Origin of the sequence: Pedobacter sp. Hv1, from assembly GCF_001412215.1 — a bacterium.
GTDB lineage: Bacteria > Bacteroidota > Bacteroidia > Sphingobacteriales > Sphingobacteriaceae > Pedobacter.
Window position 1 is genome coordinate 441,583 of record NZ_LLWP01000001.1, and the last position, 19,418, is coordinate 461,000.

17 protein-coding genes are annotated in these 19,418 nt (G+C 37.7%); all 17 read right to left on the reverse strand.

Going from position 1 to position 19,418, the window contains the following annotated elements; genetic code table 11:
• Positions 1 to 90: 90 nt before the first annotated feature.
• Complete coding sequence (gene ftsA / locus AQF98_RS02105; protein ID WP_055130264.1) at positions 91 to 1,446, reverse strand: cell division protein FtsA; 1,356 nt, start codon at positions 1,444 to 1,446, stop codon at positions 91 to 93.
• A 27-nt stretch (positions 1,447 to 1,473) separates the two neighbouring features.
• Positions 1,474 to 2,637 (reverse strand): cell division protein FtsQ, encoded by a 1,164-nt coding sequence (locus AQF98_RS02110; RefSeq protein WP_235524156.1) that lies wholly within the window; start codon positions 2,635 to 2,637, stop codon positions 1,474 to 1,476.
• Positions 2,630 to 3,982, reverse strand: coding sequence for a UDP-N-acetylmuramate--L-alanine ligase (murC, locus tag AQF98_RS02115; RefSeq protein ID WP_055130265.1), 1,353 nt, complete (start codon positions 3,980 to 3,982; stop codon positions 2,630 to 2,632). The genes AQF98_RS02110 and murC overlap by 8 nt, the downstream gene beginning before the upstream one ends.
• A gap of 172 nt (positions 3,983 to 4,154) precedes the next feature.
• Positions 4,155 to 5,264, reverse strand: a complete 1,110-nt coding sequence (gene murG / locus AQF98_RS02120; protein WP_055130266.1) for an undecaprenyldiphospho-muramoylpentapeptide beta-N-acetylglucosaminyltransferase — start codon at positions 5,262 to 5,264, stop codon at positions 4,155 to 4,157.
• A gap of 182 nt (positions 5,265 to 5,446) precedes the next feature.
• Positions 5,447 to 6,622, reverse strand: a complete 1,176-nt coding sequence (locus tag AQF98_RS02125) for an FtsW/RodA/SpoVE family cell cycle protein (protein WP_055130267.1) — start codon at positions 6,620 to 6,622, stop codon at positions 5,447 to 5,449.
• A gap of 2 nt (positions 6,623 to 6,624) precedes the next feature.
• Positions 6,625 to 7,968, reverse strand: coding sequence for a UDP-N-acetylmuramoyl-L-alanine--D-glutamate ligase (murD, locus tag AQF98_RS02130; protein ID WP_055130268.1), 1,344 nt, complete (start codon positions 7,966 to 7,968; stop codon positions 6,625 to 6,627).
• Between the two features lies 1 nt (position 7,969).
• Entirely contained in the window at positions 7,970 to 9,217 is a 1,248-nt protein-coding gene (mraY, locus tag AQF98_RS02135) for a phospho-N-acetylmuramoyl-pentapeptide-transferase (protein ID WP_055130269.1), read from the reverse strand.
• Complete coding sequence (locus AQF98_RS02140; RefSeq protein ID WP_055130270.1) at positions 9,217 to 10,674, reverse strand: UDP-N-acetylmuramoyl-L-alanyl-D-glutamate--2,6-diaminopimelate ligase; 1,458 nt, start codon at positions 10,672 to 10,674, stop codon at positions 9,217 to 9,219. Before AQF98_RS02140 ends, mraY begins: the two co-directional genes overlap by 1 nt.
• Before the next feature lies 1 nt (position 10,675).
• Positions 10,676 to 12,781 carry a penicillin-binding protein gene (locus AQF98_RS02145; RefSeq protein ID WP_055130271.1) on the reverse strand — a complete coding sequence of 702 codons (2,106 nt, stop codon included), beginning with the start codon at positions 12,779 to 12,781 and terminating at the stop codon, positions 10,676 to 10,678.
• The gene (locus tag AQF98_RS02150) at positions 12,771 to 13,187 is read right to left on the reverse strand and encodes an FtsL-like putative cell division protein (RefSeq protein ID WP_055130272.1); all 417 of its coding nucleotides are present in this window, start codon (positions 13,185 to 13,187) and stop codon (positions 12,771 to 12,773) included. The genes AQF98_RS02145 and AQF98_RS02150 overlap by 11 nt, the downstream gene beginning before the upstream one ends.
• Entirely contained in the window at positions 13,184 to 14,089 is a 906-nt protein-coding gene (gene rsmH, locus AQF98_RS02155) for a 16S rRNA (cytosine(1402)-N(4))-methyltransferase RsmH (protein ID WP_055130273.1), read from the reverse strand. The genes AQF98_RS02150 and rsmH overlap by 4 nt, the downstream gene beginning before the upstream one ends.
• The gene (gene mraZ, locus AQF98_RS02160; RefSeq protein ID WP_055130274.1) at positions 14,079 to 14,549 is read right to left on the reverse strand and encodes a division/cell wall cluster transcriptional repressor MraZ; all 471 of its coding nucleotides are present in this window, start codon (positions 14,547 to 14,549) and stop codon (positions 14,079 to 14,081) included. The genes rsmH and mraZ overlap by 11 nt, the downstream gene beginning before the upstream one ends.
• Positions 14,550 to 14,782: 233 nt before the next feature.
• A complete protein-coding gene (pgk, locus tag AQF98_RS02165) occupies positions 14,783 to 15,973 on the reverse strand; it encodes a phosphoglycerate kinase (RefSeq protein ID WP_055130275.1) in 1,191 nt (396 codons plus the stop codon).
• A gap of 3 nt (positions 15,974 to 15,976) precedes the next feature.
• On the reverse strand, positions 15,977 to 16,429 hold the full coding sequence (locus AQF98_RS02170; RefSeq protein WP_235524157.1) for a GNAT family N-acetyltransferase: 453 nt from the start codon (positions 16,427 to 16,429) through the stop codon (positions 15,977 to 15,979).
• Positions 16,401 to 17,396, reverse strand: coding sequence for a type I glyceraldehyde-3-phosphate dehydrogenase (gap, locus tag AQF98_RS02175; RefSeq protein ID WP_055130277.1), 996 nt, complete (start codon positions 17,394 to 17,396; stop codon positions 16,401 to 16,403). Before gap ends, AQF98_RS02170 begins: the two co-directional genes overlap by 29 nt.
• A gap of 55 nt (positions 17,397 to 17,451) precedes the next feature.
• Positions 17,452 to 18,588 carry an MraY family glycosyltransferase gene (locus AQF98_RS02180; RefSeq protein WP_235524158.1) on the reverse strand — a complete coding sequence of 379 codons (1,137 nt, stop codon included), beginning with the start codon at positions 18,586 to 18,588 and terminating at the stop codon, positions 17,452 to 17,454.
• 65 nt (positions 18,589 to 18,653) lie between these two features.
• Positions 18,654 to 19,400, reverse strand: a complete 747-nt coding sequence (locus tag AQF98_RS02185) for a glycosyltransferase family 2 protein (RefSeq protein ID WP_055130278.1) — start codon at positions 19,398 to 19,400, stop codon at positions 18,654 to 18,656.
• Positions 19,401 to 19,418 lie beyond the last annotated feature (18 nt).

Genomic DNA, 19,418 nt, shown 5'->3' on the forward strand with positions numbered 1-19,418 from the left:
GTTCATCTCTTTTGTAATATTAACACTTTTTTAACAGGCGTTTTCCACAACTGTTAATAATGTGGAAAAATCCCGATTTGTGGAAAAATATTACGGTTTAATGTAATCTTCGTCGCTCACATTCATATCATCCTTGATGAAATCTGTAGTTTTCTTTAGTAACTTATCAAACAAACCACCACGTTTTGCTTTTTCTTTGGCTGCTGTTGGCTTTTCTACAAAAACGCCTGGTTGTTTCATTTCTTCTAACAATTCTTCTGCTTTTTGAATTCCTTTGATTAACAAACCAACACTGGTTGCATACATTGGGCTTTTCAAATCGTCGTATATCGTTTTTGGCATGTCTTCGTATTTAGATAAATGCTCGTTCGGGTAACCTACACGACAATCTAAACCAGTAACATATTCTACCAATTGGTTTAAATGCTTCAATAAGGCACCACCACCAGTAATCACCACACCACCAATTAATTTTTTCTCATATCCAGAAGATTTGATTTCGTAGTAAACATGCTCAACTATTTCTTCCATACGGGCCTGGATAACGTAAGCTAAGTTTTTTACCGAAATTTCTTTAGGCTCTCTACCACGTAGACCTGGCACACAGATAATCTCGTTCTCTTTATTTTCTTCAGCCAATGCCGAACCAAAACGAGTTTTTAACAACTCTGCTTGATTACGCATTACAGAGCAACCTTCTCTAATGTCTTCGGTTACGCTATTGCCCCCAAAAGGGATTACAGCGGTATGACGGATAATTCCTTCGTGGAAAATGGCAATATCTGTAGTACCACCACCAATATCAACCAAACAAACACCAGCTTCTTTTTCTTCATCGCTCAACACCGACTCAGAAGAAGCAAGGGGCTCTAAAATTAACTCTTGGGTTTGTAGGCCTGCATTGGTTACGCAACGCATGATATTTTTTACCGCCGTTACCTGTCCAGAAATGATATGGAAATTCGCTTCTAAACGTACACCTGCCATACCAATTGGGTCTTTGATACCTGGTTCGTTATCGATGGTAAATTCTTGGGGCAATACATGAATAATTTCTTCGCCTGGAGGCATCACCAATTTAAACATGTCATCAACCAACTTGTCGATATCTTTCTTACTGATCTCGTTATTCAACTCTCTACGAGTTAAAATACCGCGATGCTGTAAGCTCTTGATATGCTGACCAGCAATACCTACATTAACTACACGAATTTCTACGTTAGATTGGCTACTTGCCAATTCAACTGCAGCGGCAATGCCTTGAACTGTTTTCTGAATATTAGAAACCACACCACGGGTTACCCCAGCAGATTCGGCTTTGCCTATTCCTAAAACTTCAATTTTGTCGTGCTGTGTTCTGCGCCCCACAATAACACAAATCTTTGTTGTACCAATGTCTAATCCTACTACGATTGGAGACTGAATGGTAGATTTTTCTTTGCCCATAACTATACTATTTTGTTGAGTTTACTTTTATTTATTCTTCTTGGTATCTGTTTTTTCTTTTGTTGTAGTGGCCTGCTTGGGTTTTTCTTTTTCCTTATTGCTGGCTACATTCGTTTTTGCTGGAGTGCTAGCACTTGCTGGTTTAGCAGGTACTTTTTCTGTAGTTTTCGCTCCATTTTTATCGGCAGGTTTTGTGGCTGTCTTTTCTGTTGATTTGACCGCTTGTTTTTCTGCAGGTTTTTCTTTGGCAACAACTGGTTTTGGCGTTACTTTTTTAGCCTCAACTGCTGCTTCGGCTGTTGCCTTTTTAATTTCATCTTGTACGGTTGTTTTAATTACAGAATCAATAGTTTTCTTTGCTGCAATTGCACTATCACTCATCGTTACAGTAGGCTCCATCTTTTTTATGGCTAACGAATCATATTTTTCGCATACAATCTGATTGGTGTACTTCAAGTTGATGGTCTTATACGCATTCCACCCTACCAATGGCATTGCTTGTTTATAAAACGCCAATAGGTTGTTCATCTTAGTTTCCAACGAATCGGCATTACCCAAAATGATACGTTGGTTACCTACACGTGGAATAAGTTCAATATCTTGTTTGTCGTTCACAAAAACCTGCTCAATCTGCGCATTCCATAAAGTATCTTTCTTCATAAATAATGCCGTTTTGTACAAATCAGCAGCTAATGGGGTCAATAAAGTATCTACCTTACCTCTAAATGCTTCCAAAATATTACCTGTGGCCACTAAAACATTAGCTGTAAAGTTTGGCGACATTGGCATTTTCAATCCGTTGCTATCTATATAAAAATCTTGTCCTGCAGCATTCAATATCCTTAAAACTGGCTGACGTTGTTTTACTTCAATATGTACAATACCATCCATATCTGCATACACTTTTGCAAATGCGATATATGGATTAGCTTTCAGCGATTTTTCAATCTGATGGATATTAATTCTCTCTAGGTTTCTACCTACCAACACCCCTTGACTTTCTTTTAAAATCAGATCAACCTCTTCCCTTTCAATAAAATTATCAGCACCTGGAATAAGTATTTCAACCTTGGTACATTTTACCTCTTTCTTTTTAATACTGATAAAACTCATCAATACCACTACACCTGCTAGGCAAACAAGCCAAGCAAACCCTTTAAATATCGCTTTCCAGTTTATCCTTCTAAGCATCTTTTAAGGCATTTTTTAAAGGTTCAACCAAAATATCAATATCTCCTGCACCAACTGTCAAAAGTAGTTCAGGTTTTTTATTCTTTATGTGTTCTAAGACTGAATCTTTTCCACATATTTCTTTATTTGTAATGGTCATCTTATCAAGCAAAAATTGCGAATTGATCCCCTCGATAGGCAATTCTCTAGCTGGATAGATTTCTAACAAAATCACCTCATCTGCAGTGCTTAAAACTTTTGCAAAATCGTCTGCAAAATCTCTAGTTCTGGTAAACAGGTGTGGTTGAAAGATGACTGTTAATTTTTTATCTGGATGCAATTGTCTTACCGCATCAAAACAAGCCCTTAATTCTTCTGGATGATGTGCATAATCATCAATATAAATATGAGTTGGTGTATTGACTAAAGTTTCAAACCGTCTTTTCACTCCTTTAAATGAAGCTACTGCTTTTTTGATACTTTGCGGATGAATACCCAAACTCAAAGCCACACCAATGGCAGCTACTGCATTCTCTACATTATGTTTACCTGGCATGGCCAAGCTCAAATCTTTTATCGTGGTAAAACCATCTTTAAAATCGAAAACAAAATTTCCATTTTCTACATGGATATTACTTGCATTTAAGGCAGCATTTGAATTTGAGCTATAAGTTATCCCATGCAATGGCAACCCTTCTTTTACAAATAGTTTTCCATCTGCTTTTAATTGGTCGGCAAAGAGATAGAACGATTCATGCAAATGGCTTTCATCGCCATAAATATCCAAGTGGTCTGCATCCATAGAGGTCACTACAGCTACATCTGGATGAAGCGTTAAGAACGAGCGGTCGTACTCATCTGCTTCTACCACAACCACATTGTTTTTCCCGAATAGCACATTGCTGTTATAGTTACTGGTAATACCGCCTAAAAATGCAGTACAACCAAAACCAGTATCAGTTAAAATATGCGCAATCATTGATGAAGTGGTAGTTTTACCATGCGTACCTGCTACTGCCACACAAAACATACCTTGGCTAATGATCCCTAAAACTTCAGAACGTTTTTTTAAGCTAAAGCCATTGCTTTTAAAATGGTGTAGGATATTAGAGTTTTTAGGAATTGCTGGCGTATAAACTACTAAAGTATCTGGATGGTTTTCTGCAAAACAAACTGGCACCACAGATTCTTCATCTAAATAAGAAATCAAAATCCCCTCATGCTCTAAGGCAATGGTCAAATTGGTACGGGTTTTATCATATCCACAAACCACAATACCTCGTTTAGCAAAATAACGAGCAAGCGCACTCATACCGATACCACCGATACCTATAAAATACACTCTATTGATGTTTGCTAATTCCATTTTCTTTTTTTGTATTGCGATTTGAGACCTTAGATTTGAGATGTGAGACAAACGCTCCCATTCAAATTACCAATCCCTCCTCTTTTTATATCCTTTTTGTCAATTCTATTTTCTTTTTTTGAGTGATGAGCAGTGAGCCTAATCTCTTTTCTCAAATCTCATAGCTAGCTTTTCACCTCTTACCTACCAGCTTCAACACTTCTTCGGCAATCACTATATCGGCATCTCTAAATGCCATTTTACCTATATTTTCACTTAACGTTTTGCAACGCTCTTTATTCGTTAACAATTTCAATGCCTCTGCCACCAATGTATCTTCTGCAGAACGATCATTAATCAGGATTGCGGCATCATTTTTAACCAATGCCAAAGCATTTTTGGTTTGGTGGTCTTCTGCCACATTTGGCGATGGCACCAAAATCACAGGTTTTTCAATTAAACAAAGTTCTGCAATGGTACCTGCTCCAGCTCTTGAGATAATTACATCTGCTGCAGCATAGGCCAAATCCATTTTATTTAAAAATTCTAACACTACAATATTGGGATGGTAATTACTACCCAATCTTTCTATAATGCCTTTGTAATAGAATTTTCCTGTTTGCCAGATCACTTGCACATCTTGTGCAATAATTTCTGGCAAGTGTTTTTCAATACTTTTATTTAAGGTTCCGGCGCCTAAACTTCCACCAGTAACCAATATGATTTTTTTTAAAGGATCTAATTTTAACAACTCTGCACCTGCATGATGTTTGCCTGCAATATCAACAATAGTTGTTCTTACTGGGTTTCCTGTTTTCAGGATTCGCTCTGCCGGAAAGAATTGCTCCATTCCATCAAAAGCTACACAGATTTTTGCTGCTTTTTTACCCAGCAGTTTATTGGTAATACCTGCATAAGAGTTTTGCTCCTGTATCAAGTAAGGAATACCTTTCATTGATGCGGCATATAATAATGGTCCTGAGGCATAACCCCCAACACCCACTACAGCATCTGGCTTAAAGTCTGAAATTAATTTCATCGCTTTGCGCACACTTGAAATTACTTTAAAAGGCAATCCCAAATTTTTTAAGATAGAACCCCTCTGAATTCCACTAATATTTAAACCCACAATTTGATATCCGGCGGCTGGAACCTTTTCCATTTCCATCCTTCCCTCTGCCCCAACAAAAAGAATCTCGCAGTTTGGCGAAATGCTTTTTAAGGCATTGGCTATGGCAACGGCGGGAAATATATGCCCGCCTGTGCCACCTCCAGATATGATAATTTTTGGGAAATTATTCATTTTATGCTTTGTTTTTCTTTTGTTAAAAGTAAATAGGGAATAGTAAATGGGAAATAGTTTCTACCCTCTTGCTTTTACGCCCTCACTACTTGTAACCTATAACTTATCACCTTTTTTATTCTTTTATCCTTTTGTTTTTTCTTCTTGGCTTGCAACTTGTAACCCACAACTCATAACCCTCTTTACGCCATCGCAGGAATTTCACCAACAATTACTTTTTCTTGTTTATGGGTACTGTGCTCTTCTATATCTCTACTTACACTTAAAATAATGCCAAATGCAATACTGGTAAAAATCATGGAGGTACCACCCATACTTACCAATGGCAAAGGCACACCGGTTACTGGCCCTAAACCTACAGCTACCGCCATGTTGGCAAATGCCTGTATGGTTAAGCTAAAACTTAGCCCTGCAGCCAACAAAGCCCCAAAGGCTTTCGGACTTCGGGTTACAATCCGCACACATCGGTAAAGCAAAACCAGGTATAGCACTACAATGGCTAAACCGCCTACTGTTCCATATTCTTCGATAATAATGGCAAAAATAAAATCAGAATATGGGTGAGGTAAGAAGTTACGTTGTGTGCTATTACCCGGTCCTTTACCAAAAACACCTCCAGTAGCCAAAGCAATTTTTGCCTGATCTGCCTGATAGGTTTTATCAGAATGTTGTAATTCTGGATGCATAAATGCATTGATACGTGATTTATAGGTTTCTCTTCTTGGTCCTAGAAAAATAACAAAGGTCAATAGTACAATCCCTCCGGCACAAACCACTAATATCTGTTTGATACTGATACGTCCAATAATCAACAATAAAATACTTACACCAAACAGCATTAATGCGGTTGATAAGTTGGCTAATGCAATTAAGATAAAAACGACACAAACCGAGCCCATAATAGGCACAAATGAGTTTTTAACATCTTTAATATTTTCTTGTTTCTTAGTCAACATCCTAGCTAGAAAGGTAATCAAGGCCAGTTTTGCCAAATCGGATGTTTGAAAAGTTAAACCGATTACTGGAACCTGTACCCATCTGGCCGCCCCGTTAATCTGACCACCAAAAACCAAGGTATACAGCAATAAGGGCAAGGTAATGATCATTAGAATTTTAGAAATACCTGCATAATACTTATAATCTAACAGGTGCGAAATGTAGATCATACCAATACCCAAGAACACAAATATGACATGTTTAAACAATAGATATCGTTCTACAGAAATACCTTTTTTATTGGCAATTGTTCCGGTAGCGCTATATACTGCCATAATAGAAATCAAGGACAGCATGATAATGATCAGCCAAATCCATCGATCTCCTTTGGTCCTTTCTAAAATTGCATTGATATTGAACATAACTATAACTCTTTTACAGCCGCCTTAAATTGATTACCTCTGTCTTCGTAATTTTTAAACAAATCAAAACTTGCACACGCTGGTGATAACAATACTGTGTTGCCCTTTTTAGCCAAGTGATAGGCTACTTGTACGGCCTCAGCTGCAGAAAATGTATTGACAATAATTTCTACATCATCTTCAAAAGCTTCGTGGATACGTTTATTGTCTTTGCCCATACACACAATGGCTCTTACCTTACTTTTTACTAAATCTTTCAGCATGCCATAGTCATTACCCTTATCAACACCACCCATAATTAAAACCACATCGGTATTTACACTTTCTAAGGCATACCAAGTAGAATTTACATTGGTAGCTTTAGAATCATTGATGTAGGTAACATCAGAGATTTTGGCCACAAACTCCAAACGGTGTTCTATGTTCTTAAAGTTACCCATGCTTTCGCGGATGGTTTCATTACGTAACTCTAATACTTTAGCTACTATGCCTGAGGCCATAGAGTTGTAAATGTTGTGCTTACCTTGTAAAGCTAGCTCTGAAATTGACATGGTTAATGGTTCTTTTAAGTGTGTGTTGATATGTATCGTATCGCCCTCTAAATAAGCTCCCTCTTCTATTTTCTTACGAATAGAGAAAGGATATTGTTTAGCATTGATTTTGGTTTTTTCTAGTGATTTTTTGGTCTCTTCATCGTCAGCACAATAAATGAAAACATCATTTGCTGTCTGGTTCTGAACAATGCGCATTTTTGATGCAGCGTAGTTTTCTAATTTATAATCGTAACGATCTAAATGGTCTGGCGTAATATTGAGCAAAACTGCTACGTCTGCTTTAAAGTCAAACATATCATCAAGCATAAAGCTTGAGATCTCTAAAACATACCAGTCAAATTCTGCATCACATACCTGTGCTGCAAAACTTTGTCCGATGTTGCCACCAAGCCCTACATTTAACCCTGCATTTTTCAAAATATGATAAGTCAACATGGTGGTAGTTGATTTGCCATTAGAGCCTGTAATGCAAATTGTTTTGGCTTTGGTATATCTTTTGGCAAACTCGATTTCTGAGATTACCGGAATATTTTTTTCGACCAATGCTTTTACAATTGAGGCATTTGCTGGTATCCCAGGACTTTTAATTACCTCGCTTGCATTTAAAATCAGTTCGTTGGTATGTTGTTTTTCTTCAAAAGAGATATTCAGTTCTTGCAAAGCTGACTTATAGCGATCTGCAATGCCACCAAAGTCTGATACAAAAACATCAAAACCATGTTTCTGTGCCAGCATTGCTGCACCCACTCCGCTTTCGCCTGCTCCAAGAATTACAATCCTCTTTGTTTCCATCTTAGCGTAGTTTTAAGGTTACGAAAGTGACAATTGCCAACAAGATCCCCACGATCCAGAAACGGGTTACGATCTTCGCTTCGTGGTATCCTTTCTTTTGGTAGTGGTGGTGTAAAGGCGACATCAGGAAGATCCTTCTTCCTTCGCCAAAACGTTTCTTGGTGTATTTAAAATAACTTACCTGTAGTGTAACTGATAAAACCTCTACCAAGAATACGCCACATAAAACTGGAATCAACAATTCTTTACGGATCATGATGGCAAAAACGGCGATGATACCACCAATGGTTAAGCTTCCGGTATCGCCCATAAAAATTTGTGCAGGATAAGAGTTGTACCAAAGGAAACCAACACAAGCTCCAACAAAGGCACCTGCAAAAATGATCAGCTCCCCAGAATTAGGGATATACATGATATTGAGGTAATCGGCAATCACCGTGTTACCAGACACATAGGCTAAAATACCTAATGTAAAACCAATAATAGCCGATGTTCCCGTTGCCAGCCCATCTATACCATCGGTTAAGTTGGCCCCATTAGAAACCGCAGTAACAATAATAATTACAAAAGCCAGAAATACAATAATGGCATATTTCTCATAATCCTGTCCTAAGAACTTCAGTACTTTAGCGTAATCGAATTCGTTGTTTTTATAAAATGGCACATTCGTTTTGGTCGATTTAACATCCTGCGTATAATAAAACTTGCTTTCTTTTTGACGCAATACCATTGGCGCTGCATTTTTTACTACCGTTGTTTCATCAACTGCTTGTCGTACTACAATATTTGGGTTATAGAACATGGTTAAACCCACAATAATGGCTAATCCTACCTGACCAACAACCTTAAATTTACCAGCTAATCCTTCTTTATTTTTTCTAAATACTTTAATATAATCGTCCAAAAAGCCGATGGCACCCATCCAAATTGTAGTAATAATCATGAGGATTACATACACATTGGTAATATTGGCAAACAATAGCGTTGGGATCAAAATACCAAGCAAAATCATGATTCCACCCATTGTTGGTGTACCTTGTTTTTGCATTTGTCCTTCTAAACCTAAGTTTCTTACCGTTTCACCAACTTGTTTGCGCTGTAGGTAGTCAATAATTCTACGCCCGTAAACCGTAGTGATGATCAACGAAAGGATAATCGACAATGAAGCTCTGAAAGTAAGGTATTGAAACAACCTTAATCCAGGAAAATCATAGTGCTTATGCAGATATTCGAATAATAAATATAACATTAGTTGATTAGGTTTAGTTGTTCAGTTAACACTTCTTTATCATCAAAATGATGTCTTACACCATTGATCTCTTGGTATTTTTCGTGTCCTTTGCCTGCAATAAGGATAATATCTCCAGGTTTAGCAATGTGACAAGCTGTTTTAATGGCTTCCTTTCTATCGAGGATACTTAACGTTTTACGTTGGTTGGTTGGCGAAACACCTTTTTCCATTTCAGCGATAATGCTTTGCGGATCTTCTGTTCTTGGATTATCAGAGGTTAAGATCACCTTATCACTCCAATCGCAGGCCACCTGCGCCATAATTGGGCGTTTGGTTTTATCTCTATCGCCCCCACAGCCAATTACCGTAATTACCTGCTCGGTGCCTTTTCTAATGTTTGCAATAGTGCTCAACACGTTCTGAACTGCATCTGGTGTATGGGCATAATCTACAATCCCTATTACACCTTGGGCCGAAACCATATAATCAAACCTACCTTCGGCACCAGTTAAAGTGCTGAGTACAGTTAATACTTCTATTTTATCTTGACCTAATAAAACGGCAGTGGCGTAAGTAGCTAATAAATTGTAGGCGTTAAAAGAACCTACCATTTTAAAGAAAACATCAACCTCATCAATAGCCAAGTTCAACCCACTAAATTTATTTTCGAGAATCTTTGCTTTAAAATCTGCCATCTGTTTCAAGGCATACGTTTTTTTGCTGGCCTTGGTGTTCTGCAACATGACCATTCCGTTCTTATCATCAGCATTGGTTAATGCAAATGCTGATTTTGGAAGGTGGTCAAAAAATTCTTTTTTTGCTTTTAGATAGTTCTCAAAAGTGTGGTGAAAATCTAAATGGTCGTGGGTAATGTTAGAGAAGATCCCCCCACCAAAAATTAGTCCCGCAATACGGTGTTGAACTACCGCATGAGAGCTCACCTCCATAAAACAGTACGTACAACCTGCATTTACCATATCTTGCAATAAAGCATTTAAGGCAATTGGATTTGGTGTAGTATGTGTTGCCGGAACAATGGTATCGTTAATATGGTTCTGTACAGTTGAAATTAAGCCAACCCCATTGCCCAATTCGCGAAACAATTGATATAAAAGTGTGGCGATTGTAGTTTTACCATTGGTACCGGTAACGCCAACCAATTTCAGTTTGGCCGATGGATTGTCGTAAAAATTACTCGCAACCACACCTAAAGCCACTGAAGAGTTTTCTACTTCTACATAGGTAACTAACGGATTTAAAACAGTTGGTAAAGCCTCGCAGATAATGACTGTTGCACCCGCCTCGATAGTTTGTTCAATATACTGATGTCCATCTACTACAGTTCCTTTGATGGCAAAAAATAAGGTGTTGGCCTTTACCTGACGAGAATCAAAAGCCAATGCTTCCACCTCTTGATCAGGTTTACCCACCAAACTTTTAATTGCTACACCATATAATAAATCTTGCAACTGCATCTTATCGTAATTCTAATTCTACCATTAAACCTTTGCCCACTCTGCTTCCTGCTTGTATAGACTGAGCCATCACTTTACCACTTCCTTTTACTCTTGCCTTTAAACCAGCATTACCAATTAGATACATGGCATCTCTTAAGCCCATACCATTTACATTTGGCATTACTCCTTTTACAGGTACATTCTCTTGATAAGCTACACCATTACTGGTATCAACAGAGTTGAAATAATCAGATTTTGATGCATACAATGCTTTAATACCAAAAGCCTGATATACTTGTTTAGTAGCCTTACTTTCTCCAGCTTTGGCTTCTGGTGCCACAGTGTTTCCTACTACATTTTGTTTTACCGCACTATACATACCGATATCGCTGGCATAAATACGATCGGCCACTTCCCTGAAAACCGGCCCAGATACCAATGCACCATAATAAGCACCCTTCGGATCGTTGATAACCACGATCATGGTATACTTTGGTTTATCAGCTGGAAAATAACCTACAAAAGAAGCCTGATACTGTTTATTGGCAGTATAACCCAAATTACCATCCGCTACTTGTGCTGTACCTGTTTTACCGGCTATTTTATACAATGGATTATAAACAACCTGTTTACCACTACCTTCGGTTACCACACCTTCTAACATTGCTTTGATTTTGCTCAAGGTAACATCTGAACAGATTTTTTCGTTAATTACCCTTGCTTTAAACTGCTCAATAGGATTACCCAACCTTCTGATTTCTCTTACAAAAATTGGAGCAATATATTTTCCATTATTGGCAATGGCATTGTAAAACGAAACCATTTTTAGTGGCGTAAGCTGCATTTCATAACCATAAGCCATTTGCGGCAGGGTTAGGTTTTTGTTCCAGCTTTTATTTTTAGGATTTTTTACCACCGGTTGTGCTTCTCCAGGGATTTGCAAATTCATTTTTTCATTCAAATGCCATTCATACAAATGATCTGTAAACTTTGATTGGTTATCGCGATACGAACGGTTTACCAGCTCAGCAATCGCTGCATTTGAAGATTGCTCGAAAGCTTTCTTTACGGTAACCACACCAATACTAGCATGCGAATCTTTAACTATCTTTTTATTGCCCGGAACCTGATAGGTACCCGTGCCAATCATCGTGTTTGTATCTATTAGTTTATCTTCTAACAAAGCCATATAAGAAGCCAGTTTAAAAGTAGACCCTGGATCTTGGTTTCCGGCAATAGCATAATTAAACTGCTCTCTATATTCGCCCTCGGCTACTTTGGTATAATTGGCCACAGCCCTTACCTCGCCTGTTGCTACTTCCATTACAATTACAGCCCCATGATGTGCATTACTTTTAATCAGTTGCTTTTTCAAAGCATTTTGTGCTAAGTCTTGCATGTTGATATCAATTGTAGAAATAATATCAGCTCCATCTTTTGGCGCCACTTCCATGTCATGATTAACTGGTTGCCAAGCACCTCCACTAATCCTCTGCATAATCTGCTTACCACTTTCGCCGTTAATGTAATTGCCAAAAGAACCTTCCAGTCCTACACCATTTTTAACATTTTCATTTTTATAACCAATGGTTCTTGCAGCCAAATCTTTAAAAGGCAAAATCCTTTTATTTTGCTGAATAGCTATTAAACCACCTGTATATTTACCTATGTTGTACAACGGAAAAGTTCTCACAATTTTCAGGTCCTGATAAGAAACCTTACGTTTAATAAGCAGGTAACCAACACTGTCTTGCCTAGCTTTTCTCAACATACGAGAGTAATCTTTACTGCTTTTATCTTTAAAAAATTGAGATAATTTCATTGCTAAAGAATCAACCTTCGAGTTGAACACCTCATCTTTTTGAATACCACCCGCAAACACATCCATTCGCAACTCATATTCAGGCACAGAGGTTGCCAATAAACTACCATCTACAGAGTAAATATTCCCTCTGGCAGCAGCAATATCAAATTCTCTTACAGAAAGACTGTCGGCCATGGCCTTCCATTTTTTTCCCTGAATAAATTGCACATCGCCCAACCTCAACAAAACAGCAAAGGCGAAAAGCACAATCAGCCCAAAGGCCAAATACACTCTTAATAATATGTTCGCTCTAATGTTCATTATTTACTACAATTTTTTTTGGTGGTTCTATCAGTTCTTTTATACCTAATGTATCTACCTTTTTAGCTACCTCAGTTAACTTGCTTTTAAACATCAAATCGGCTTTTAACGATTTGTATTCCCAACTCAACTCTTTAACCTCTTTATTTAGTTTATCAATACTTCTAATGTTCTTTTGTGCCATGTGGCTATTCGCGATATAAACCATCCCCAACACACATAAAAAGATCAAAAATGGAAGCATATCCGTTGCCGACTCCTTGCTTACCACCCCCTCTGTAAACAACTTCCTAAAAAAAGCCGTTGTTGCACCTTCTTTAGTCGGTTCTTTGGGAGCTTTCTGCTGTTCTTGTTCCAGCAGTTCTTCTTCTTGCTCTTCTATCCTTTTTTTGAATTGGTTATTCATATCTTTTCTCCAATCCTTAATTTTGCACTTCTAGCTCGGCTATTCACGGCCAACTCTTCTTCATCTGCTATCACCGCCTTACGAGTGATCGTTTTAAAAGGTTTTTCCTCGTTACCAAAGAAATCTTTCTCTACCTCTCCTCTAAATTTGCCTTTAGCAATAAAATTTTTAACCGGCCTGTCTTCTAAAGAGTGGTAAGACATCACCACCAAACGACCTCCTGTATTTAATACTGCAGCACTCTGCTCTAAGAAACTCTCTAGTACGTCTATTTCTGCATTTACCTCTATACGCAAGGCCTGAAAAACCTGCGCCATGTATTTATTCTCTTTTCCTTTTGGGATATGTGCAGCAATTACACTTTTAAAATCGGCAAGTGTTAAAATAGGCTGATTGATCCTTGCAGTTACAATGGTTTTGGCCAAAGATTTTGCATTTTTCACCTCGCCGTAAATACCGAATATTTTATGCAGCTTATCTTCTGCATAAGTATTTAAAACCACAGCAGCAGTTAAGGGACGCTGTTTATCCATGCGCATATCCAAGTCAGCATCAAAACGAATGGAAAATCCTCTACTCGGTTCATTAAACTGATGAGATGAAACCCCTAGATCTGCTAAAATTCCATCTACCTGTTTGTAACCCAACAAGCGCAGGTTGTTTTTAAGAAAACCAAAGTTCTGGTCTACAAAAATAAAACGAGGGTCGTCAATTTTGTTTCGTTGTGCGTCTGGATCCTGATCAAAAGCGATCAATACCCCATCTTTACCTAAATTTTTTAAGATTTCTCTCGAATGTCCACCGCCACCAAAAGTCACATCTACATATACACCAGAAGGCTTGATATTCAAACCTTCGATACACTCTTTCAATAATACGGGTACGTGGTAATTATTTTCCATCTTCGTCTCTCCTATCTTTACCACCCATTACTTCTTCTGCAAGATTTGCAAAATTTTCAGGTTCGTTATCTAATAAACTATCATAAGCATCTTTAGCCCACAGCTCAATTTTATCAAATTGACAGGCCAAAACAACATCTCCACTAATACCGGCAAACTCCAATAATGACTTTGGCAACAACACCCTACCAGAGGCATCCAAAGTTAATTCGGTAGCACCACGCGTAAAAAAGCGGATAAATTCTCTGGTTTTTTTCTCGTACTGATTCAACTTACTCAACTCAGCCACAATACCTTCCCAAACTTTTTTAGGATAAACAACCAAATGTTTTTCAAAACCGCGGTTAACAACCAAGCCCTCTTGCTCTACATTAGGCAATTGTTTTTTTAGACTCGAAGGCACCATCAGGCGTCCCTTCGCATCTAACTTACAATCAAATTCTCCTAATAGTTGAATCATTTTACCACTTGCGCTTTTTATGTAGTGTAAAAATAAATACTTCTACCACAAATTACCACTTTCTACCACAAAAAGTTTTCAACATCTTAAAATCTCCCACTTTACTCCAAATTTTGGCTGTATTTGAATAAAAAAAAGATGAAACAAAAAACGGCCTGACAGGATTTGATCCTATCAGGCCGTTTACTCCCTATGGTTCGTGTTGGCACGAACCATAGGGGAAATAAATTTATCTAATCTTGAATGGCTTTTACACCTGGCAATTCCTTGCCCTCCATATATTCTAACAATGCCCCACCACCGGTAGAAACATAGCTTACTTCATCTTCCAGCCCAAATTTTGCAATGGCTGCTGCCGAATCACCTCCTCCAATTAAAGAGAAAGCACCATTTTTTGTGGCTGCTACTACAGCCTCTGCAATGGCTTTGGTGCCTTGTTCGAAATTAGCCATTTCAAAAACACCCATCGGACCGTTCCATAATACGGTTTTAGAATTTTTAACGGTTTCGCTAAACAAAGCAACGGTTTTGCTACCAATATCTAAACCCATCCAATTGGCCGGGATTTTACCTGTATCTACCTGATCTTTAGCCGCATCATTGTCAAATTTATCAGCAATTACAGTATCAACTGGTAAAATTAGGTTTACACCTTTGGCTTTGGCTTTTTCAAGCAACTCTAAGCAAAGCGCCATTCTATCTTCTTCTAAAAGTGAGGTACCAATCTCTCCACCTTGTGCTTTTGCAAAGGTATAGGCCATACCACCACCAATAATCAGGTTATCAACTTTATCTAACAAACTTTCGATCAACAAAATTTTATCAGAAACTTTAGCACCACCCATAATTGCTGTAAATGGTTTAGCAGCACCATGGTTTACTTTTTCTGCATTTTTCAACTCTTCAGCCATTAAATAACCAAAGTATTTAGCTGTAGGGAAAAATTGTGCTACAATAGTGGTTGACGCATGCGCACGGTGTGCGGTACCAAAAGCGTCATTCACATATACATTACCCAATTTGGCCAATTGCTCAGCAAAACTCACATCTCCTTTTTCTTCTTCTGGATGAAAACGTAGATTTTCTAACAACAACACCTCACCAGGTAAAAGATTTTTAGCTTTGTTCTCTGCTTCTTCCCCAATGCAATCGTCAGCAAACTTCACATCTAGATTTAACATTTTAGACAAATCATCCAAGATATGTTTTAAAGAATATTTAGCTTCTGGGCCTCCTTTTGGTCTACCCAAGTGAGACATTAAAACTACAGACCCACCATCATTCAATATTTTGTTAATGGTTGGCAAAGCGGCACGCATTCTTTTATCGTCGGTAATATTGAAATCTTTGTCTAGCGGCACATTGAAATCTACCCTGATCAAAGCTTTTTTATCTTTAAAGTTTAACTGGTCTATTGTCTTCATATCTTATTTTATATTTAAAATCATTTCGTAATGTGGCCCAATACCAGCTATCTCAAATTCATCAGAAGCAAGTTCAAAGCCTAGTTTCTTGTAGAATTCAATTGCTGAGGATCTTGCATTGCACCAAATATATTCGGCATTTGTTTTATCAATATACTCAATTGCAAATTGAACCAATTTTGTACCGTAACCTTTTCCTTTAAATCGGTCGTCGCTTGCCATTCCACGCAGTTGATAACCCAATTCTTTTCGATCTGCGTAATTTTTAGGAAAAAAAGAGCCGATACAGGCAATTTCCTCATTTTCATAAAACGCCAAATGAAAGGCACCATCTACTTGATCGGTTGGGAGCACACATTCTTTAAGTGGCTGCCCATTTCTTAATATTTTACTTCTGAGCGGCAAAGCAAGCTCAAACGGAATAAACTTAACCATTGGCGATTGCAATTTTTTCAATCAAATCTACTAATCTATTTGAATATCCAGATTCATTATCGTACCAACCCACCACTTTAACCAAATCGCCCACAATAGATGTTAACTGCGCATCAAATACACACGAGTGTGCATTGTCAATAATATCAACGGAAACGATTGGGTCTTCTGTATATTCAATAATCGATTTTAATTTACCGTCTGCTGCTTGTTTAAAAGCTGCGTTGATTTCGTTAATCGTTGTCTTCTTTTTTAAGATACAGGTAAAATCTGTTAAGGAACCATTTAACACAGGCACACGAATACCTGCACCGCCCAATTTACCATCTAAATGTGGAAATATATGCGTAATTGCTTTTGCAGCACCTGTACTTGTTGGAATAATAGAGGAAGATGCAGCTCTTGCCCTGCGCAGATCATTATGTGGTGCATCATGCAGGTTCTGATCTCCTGTCATGGAATGGACGGTTGTGATATATCCTTCTTCTACCCCCCAATTGTCATCTAATATTTTAACCATTGGCGCCACATTATTGGTAGTACAAGAGGCATTTGATAAAATTTCCGACTTCAAATCAATTTTTGTGTCGTTTACACCAATAACCACCATAGGAATATCTTTATCGCTTGCTGGCGCAGAAATTAAGACCTGTTTTGCACCTGCACTAAGGTGTAAACTTGCATTTGCCCGATTGGTGAATTTGCCTGTTGATTCAATTACCAAATCGATTTGAAGCGTTGCCCAAGGCAGTTGGCTAGGGTTTGTACAATTGTAGATTTTGATCTCTCTGCCGTCAATAATCAACAGCTCATCGGTATAAGAAACTACGCCTTTATAAACTCCGTGAACAGAGTCGTATTTAAATAAATGCGCCAAGGTTTTAGGCGCTGTCAAATCGTTAATAGCTACGACATTGAGTTGACGTTCTAATGCTGTACGCAAAAAAGTACGCCCAATTCTGCCAAATCCATTTATTGCTAAATTCATGTAGCAAAACTACCTATATTCTTTTAAAGGGAATGCTGTTTTTTTGTCGTTTTTTTTAATTTATTCGAGAGCGTTTTTCGCTGCTAAGTGTATCTTTCAGCACCACATCTACAATCCTATATTTAGGATCATCTCTTTTGCCGAGAATGTACGTCACATAAGCATTCACTATCACACAAACACCTATTAACAAGGTAATTAAAAAGAAGTTACCCAAATTTTGCATAGACACCGCAAACAAAATCATCAATAGGTTAAACACCCCTAAAGTGAGTACAATTTGATAGGAATTAAAGCCCAAACGCTGCAAGCGATGGTGGATATGATTGCGATCGCCCTTAAATGGCGATTGACGGTGCAGGATACGGATAAAAAATATGCGTAGCGAATCAAATATCGGAACCAACAATACAGCTACTGCTATTGATGGTGCTGAATAAAAATATGGCGAAGAGGATGAACCAACCTTATTTAACTCAATAAACTTGATAGCCAATACCACAGATACCAAACCAATTATTAAAGCCCCTGTATCTCCCATAAATATTTTTGCCGGGGTGTAGTTAAAAACCAAAAAGCCACATATTGCACCAAACATGGCAAAAGCAATAAAGGCATAGGGCAATGCTTCTGCCAAAGCAAAAAATACCCCAAAACTTAAGGTCGCAATTGCACCCAATGTACCGGCAAGTCCATCAACTCCATCAATGAGGTTAAAGGCGTTATTCACAAAAATAATTACCACAATAGAAAATAAACTACCCCAAAAGATATTCACTTCCCATAAAAAAAACACGCCATACAAACTAGTTAGCCTAAACCCTCCTAAAACAACCAAGATTACAGACACTACCAATTGCAATAAAAATTTTGTTCCGGGAGACACACCATACAAATCGTCTTTTAAGCCCAAGCCAAAAAGAATAATACAAGAAGTAATTAAAAAATTGGCCTGTTGGTAACTAACAGTAGTAGCAAACAATAAAATGGTAATGGTAAAACTGCAGAAAATAGCCACACCACCCAATCTCGAAATATTGATGCGATGAGATTTACGATGACTATCTGATTGATCGAAAAGACGGTACTTAATTGCCGTTTGGATAATAGAAGGGATACCAGCTACCGACAAAAAAAAAGCCAAGCCAACAATTGCAATATAATAAATCAGGTGCCAAGGGAGAATGCCCACAATAAAATGTTTAGTTTGTACTCAAAAATAGTATTAAAATTTACAGATTGTTAATTAAATTAATTTTAATGTAAAAACTGCGTTAATTTGCTCATTTTCTTTAATAATAAGGTAAATAATGGAAAAGGAAGGCGGTTGACTTTAAGGGCTTTAAGGTCATTAACCAAAGCATGGTAACGGTGTTTCATAGAGGCGTTGCTCATCCCACCTATCCTCATGTTTACGATCAATTGGTCTATAAATACTGCCTTAATCTGGCACTGGTATAAAAACCTAAGCATCAACTCATAATCTGCTGCAGTTCCAAAATCTAAAGAGTAGTATTCAAATTTTTTAAAAAGTGATTTCTTTAAATAAAGTGTTGGATGTGCAGGCATCCATCCCATTTCAATATCTTTTTGTGTAAAGGGTTTAGATACCCATTTTCTTACGATTGCATTAGCTCGATGCGGATTAATATAGTTTAGATTTCCATATACCCCATCCGCATCAAATTTTTCGAATTGGGCTACAATGTTGGCAATCACATCAGCCGAGGCCAACATATCATCCGCATTTAAAATCCCAATAATTTCTCCTGTGGCCATATCAATACCCTTATTCAAGGCATCGTACATTCCTTTATCCTTTTCAGATACAAATTTTGTAATCTTAGCGCTATACTTCTCCAATATGGAAAGTGTAGAATCTGTTGAAGCGCCATCAATTACAATATACTCTAGATCATGGTAAGTTTGACCGATTACAGATTCTATACAATCTGCTAAATACTTTTCTCCATTATAAACTACGGTAATTAAACTTACTTTCATTGTGATAACGCTATTGAC

Bases quoted from the DNA above. Each gene is read 5' to 3' on its own strand.
- mraZ (WP_055130274.1), bottom strand. From the start codon at position 14,549: ATGATTCAACTATTAGGAGAATTTGATTGTAAGTTAGATGCGAAGGGA.
- gap (WP_055130277.1), bottom strand. From the start codon at position 17,396: ATGAATTTAGCAATAAATGGATTTGGCAGAATTGGGCGTACTTTTTTG.
- AQF98_RS02185 (WP_055130278.1), bottom strand. From the start codon at position 19,400: ATGAAAGTAAGTTTAATTACCGTAGTTTATAATGGAGAAAAGTATTTA.
- AQF98_RS02140 (WP_055130270.1), bottom strand. From the start codon at position 10,674: ATGCAGTTGCAAGATTTATTATATGGTGTAGCAATTAAAAGTTTGGTG.
- rsmH (WP_055130273.1), bottom strand. From the start codon at position 14,089: ATGGAAAATAATTACCACGTACCCGTATTATTGAAAGAGTGTATCGAA.
- AQF98_RS02145 (WP_055130271.1), bottom strand. From the start codon at position 12,781: ATGAACATTAGAGCGAACATATTATTAAGAGTGTATTTGGCCTTTGGG.
- ftsA (WP_055130264.1), bottom strand. From the start codon at position 1,446: ATGGGCAAAGAAAAATCTACCATTCAGTCTCCAATCGTAGTAGGATTA.
- AQF98_RS02110 (WP_235524156.1), bottom strand. From the start codon at position 2,637: ATGCTTAGAAGGATAAACTGGAAAGCGATATTTAAAGGGTTTGCTTGG.
- pgk (WP_055130275.1), bottom strand. From the start codon at position 15,973: ATGAAGACAATAGACCAGTTAAACTTTAAAGATAAAAAAGCTTTGATC.
- AQF98_RS02125 (WP_055130267.1), bottom strand. From the start codon at position 6,622: ATGTTCAATATCAATGCAATTTTAGAAAGGACCAAAGGAGATCGATGG.
- murD (WP_055130268.1), bottom strand. From the start codon at position 7,968: ATGGAAACAAAGAGGATTGTAATTCTTGGAGCAGGCGAAAGCGGAGTG.
- AQF98_RS02150 (WP_055130272.1), bottom strand. From the start codon at position 13,187: ATGAATAACCAATTCAAAAAAAGGATAGAAGAGCAAGAAGAAGAACTG.
- murG (WP_055130266.1), bottom strand. From the start codon at position 5,264: ATGAATAATTTCCCAAAAATTATCATATCTGGAGGTGGCACAGGCGGG.
- murC (WP_055130265.1), bottom strand. From the start codon at position 3,982: ATGGAATTAGCAAACATCAATAGAGTGTATTTTATAGGTATCGGTGGT.
- mraY (WP_055130269.1), bottom strand. From the start codon at position 9,217: ATGTTATATTTATTATTCGAATATCTGCATAAGCACTATGATTTTCCT.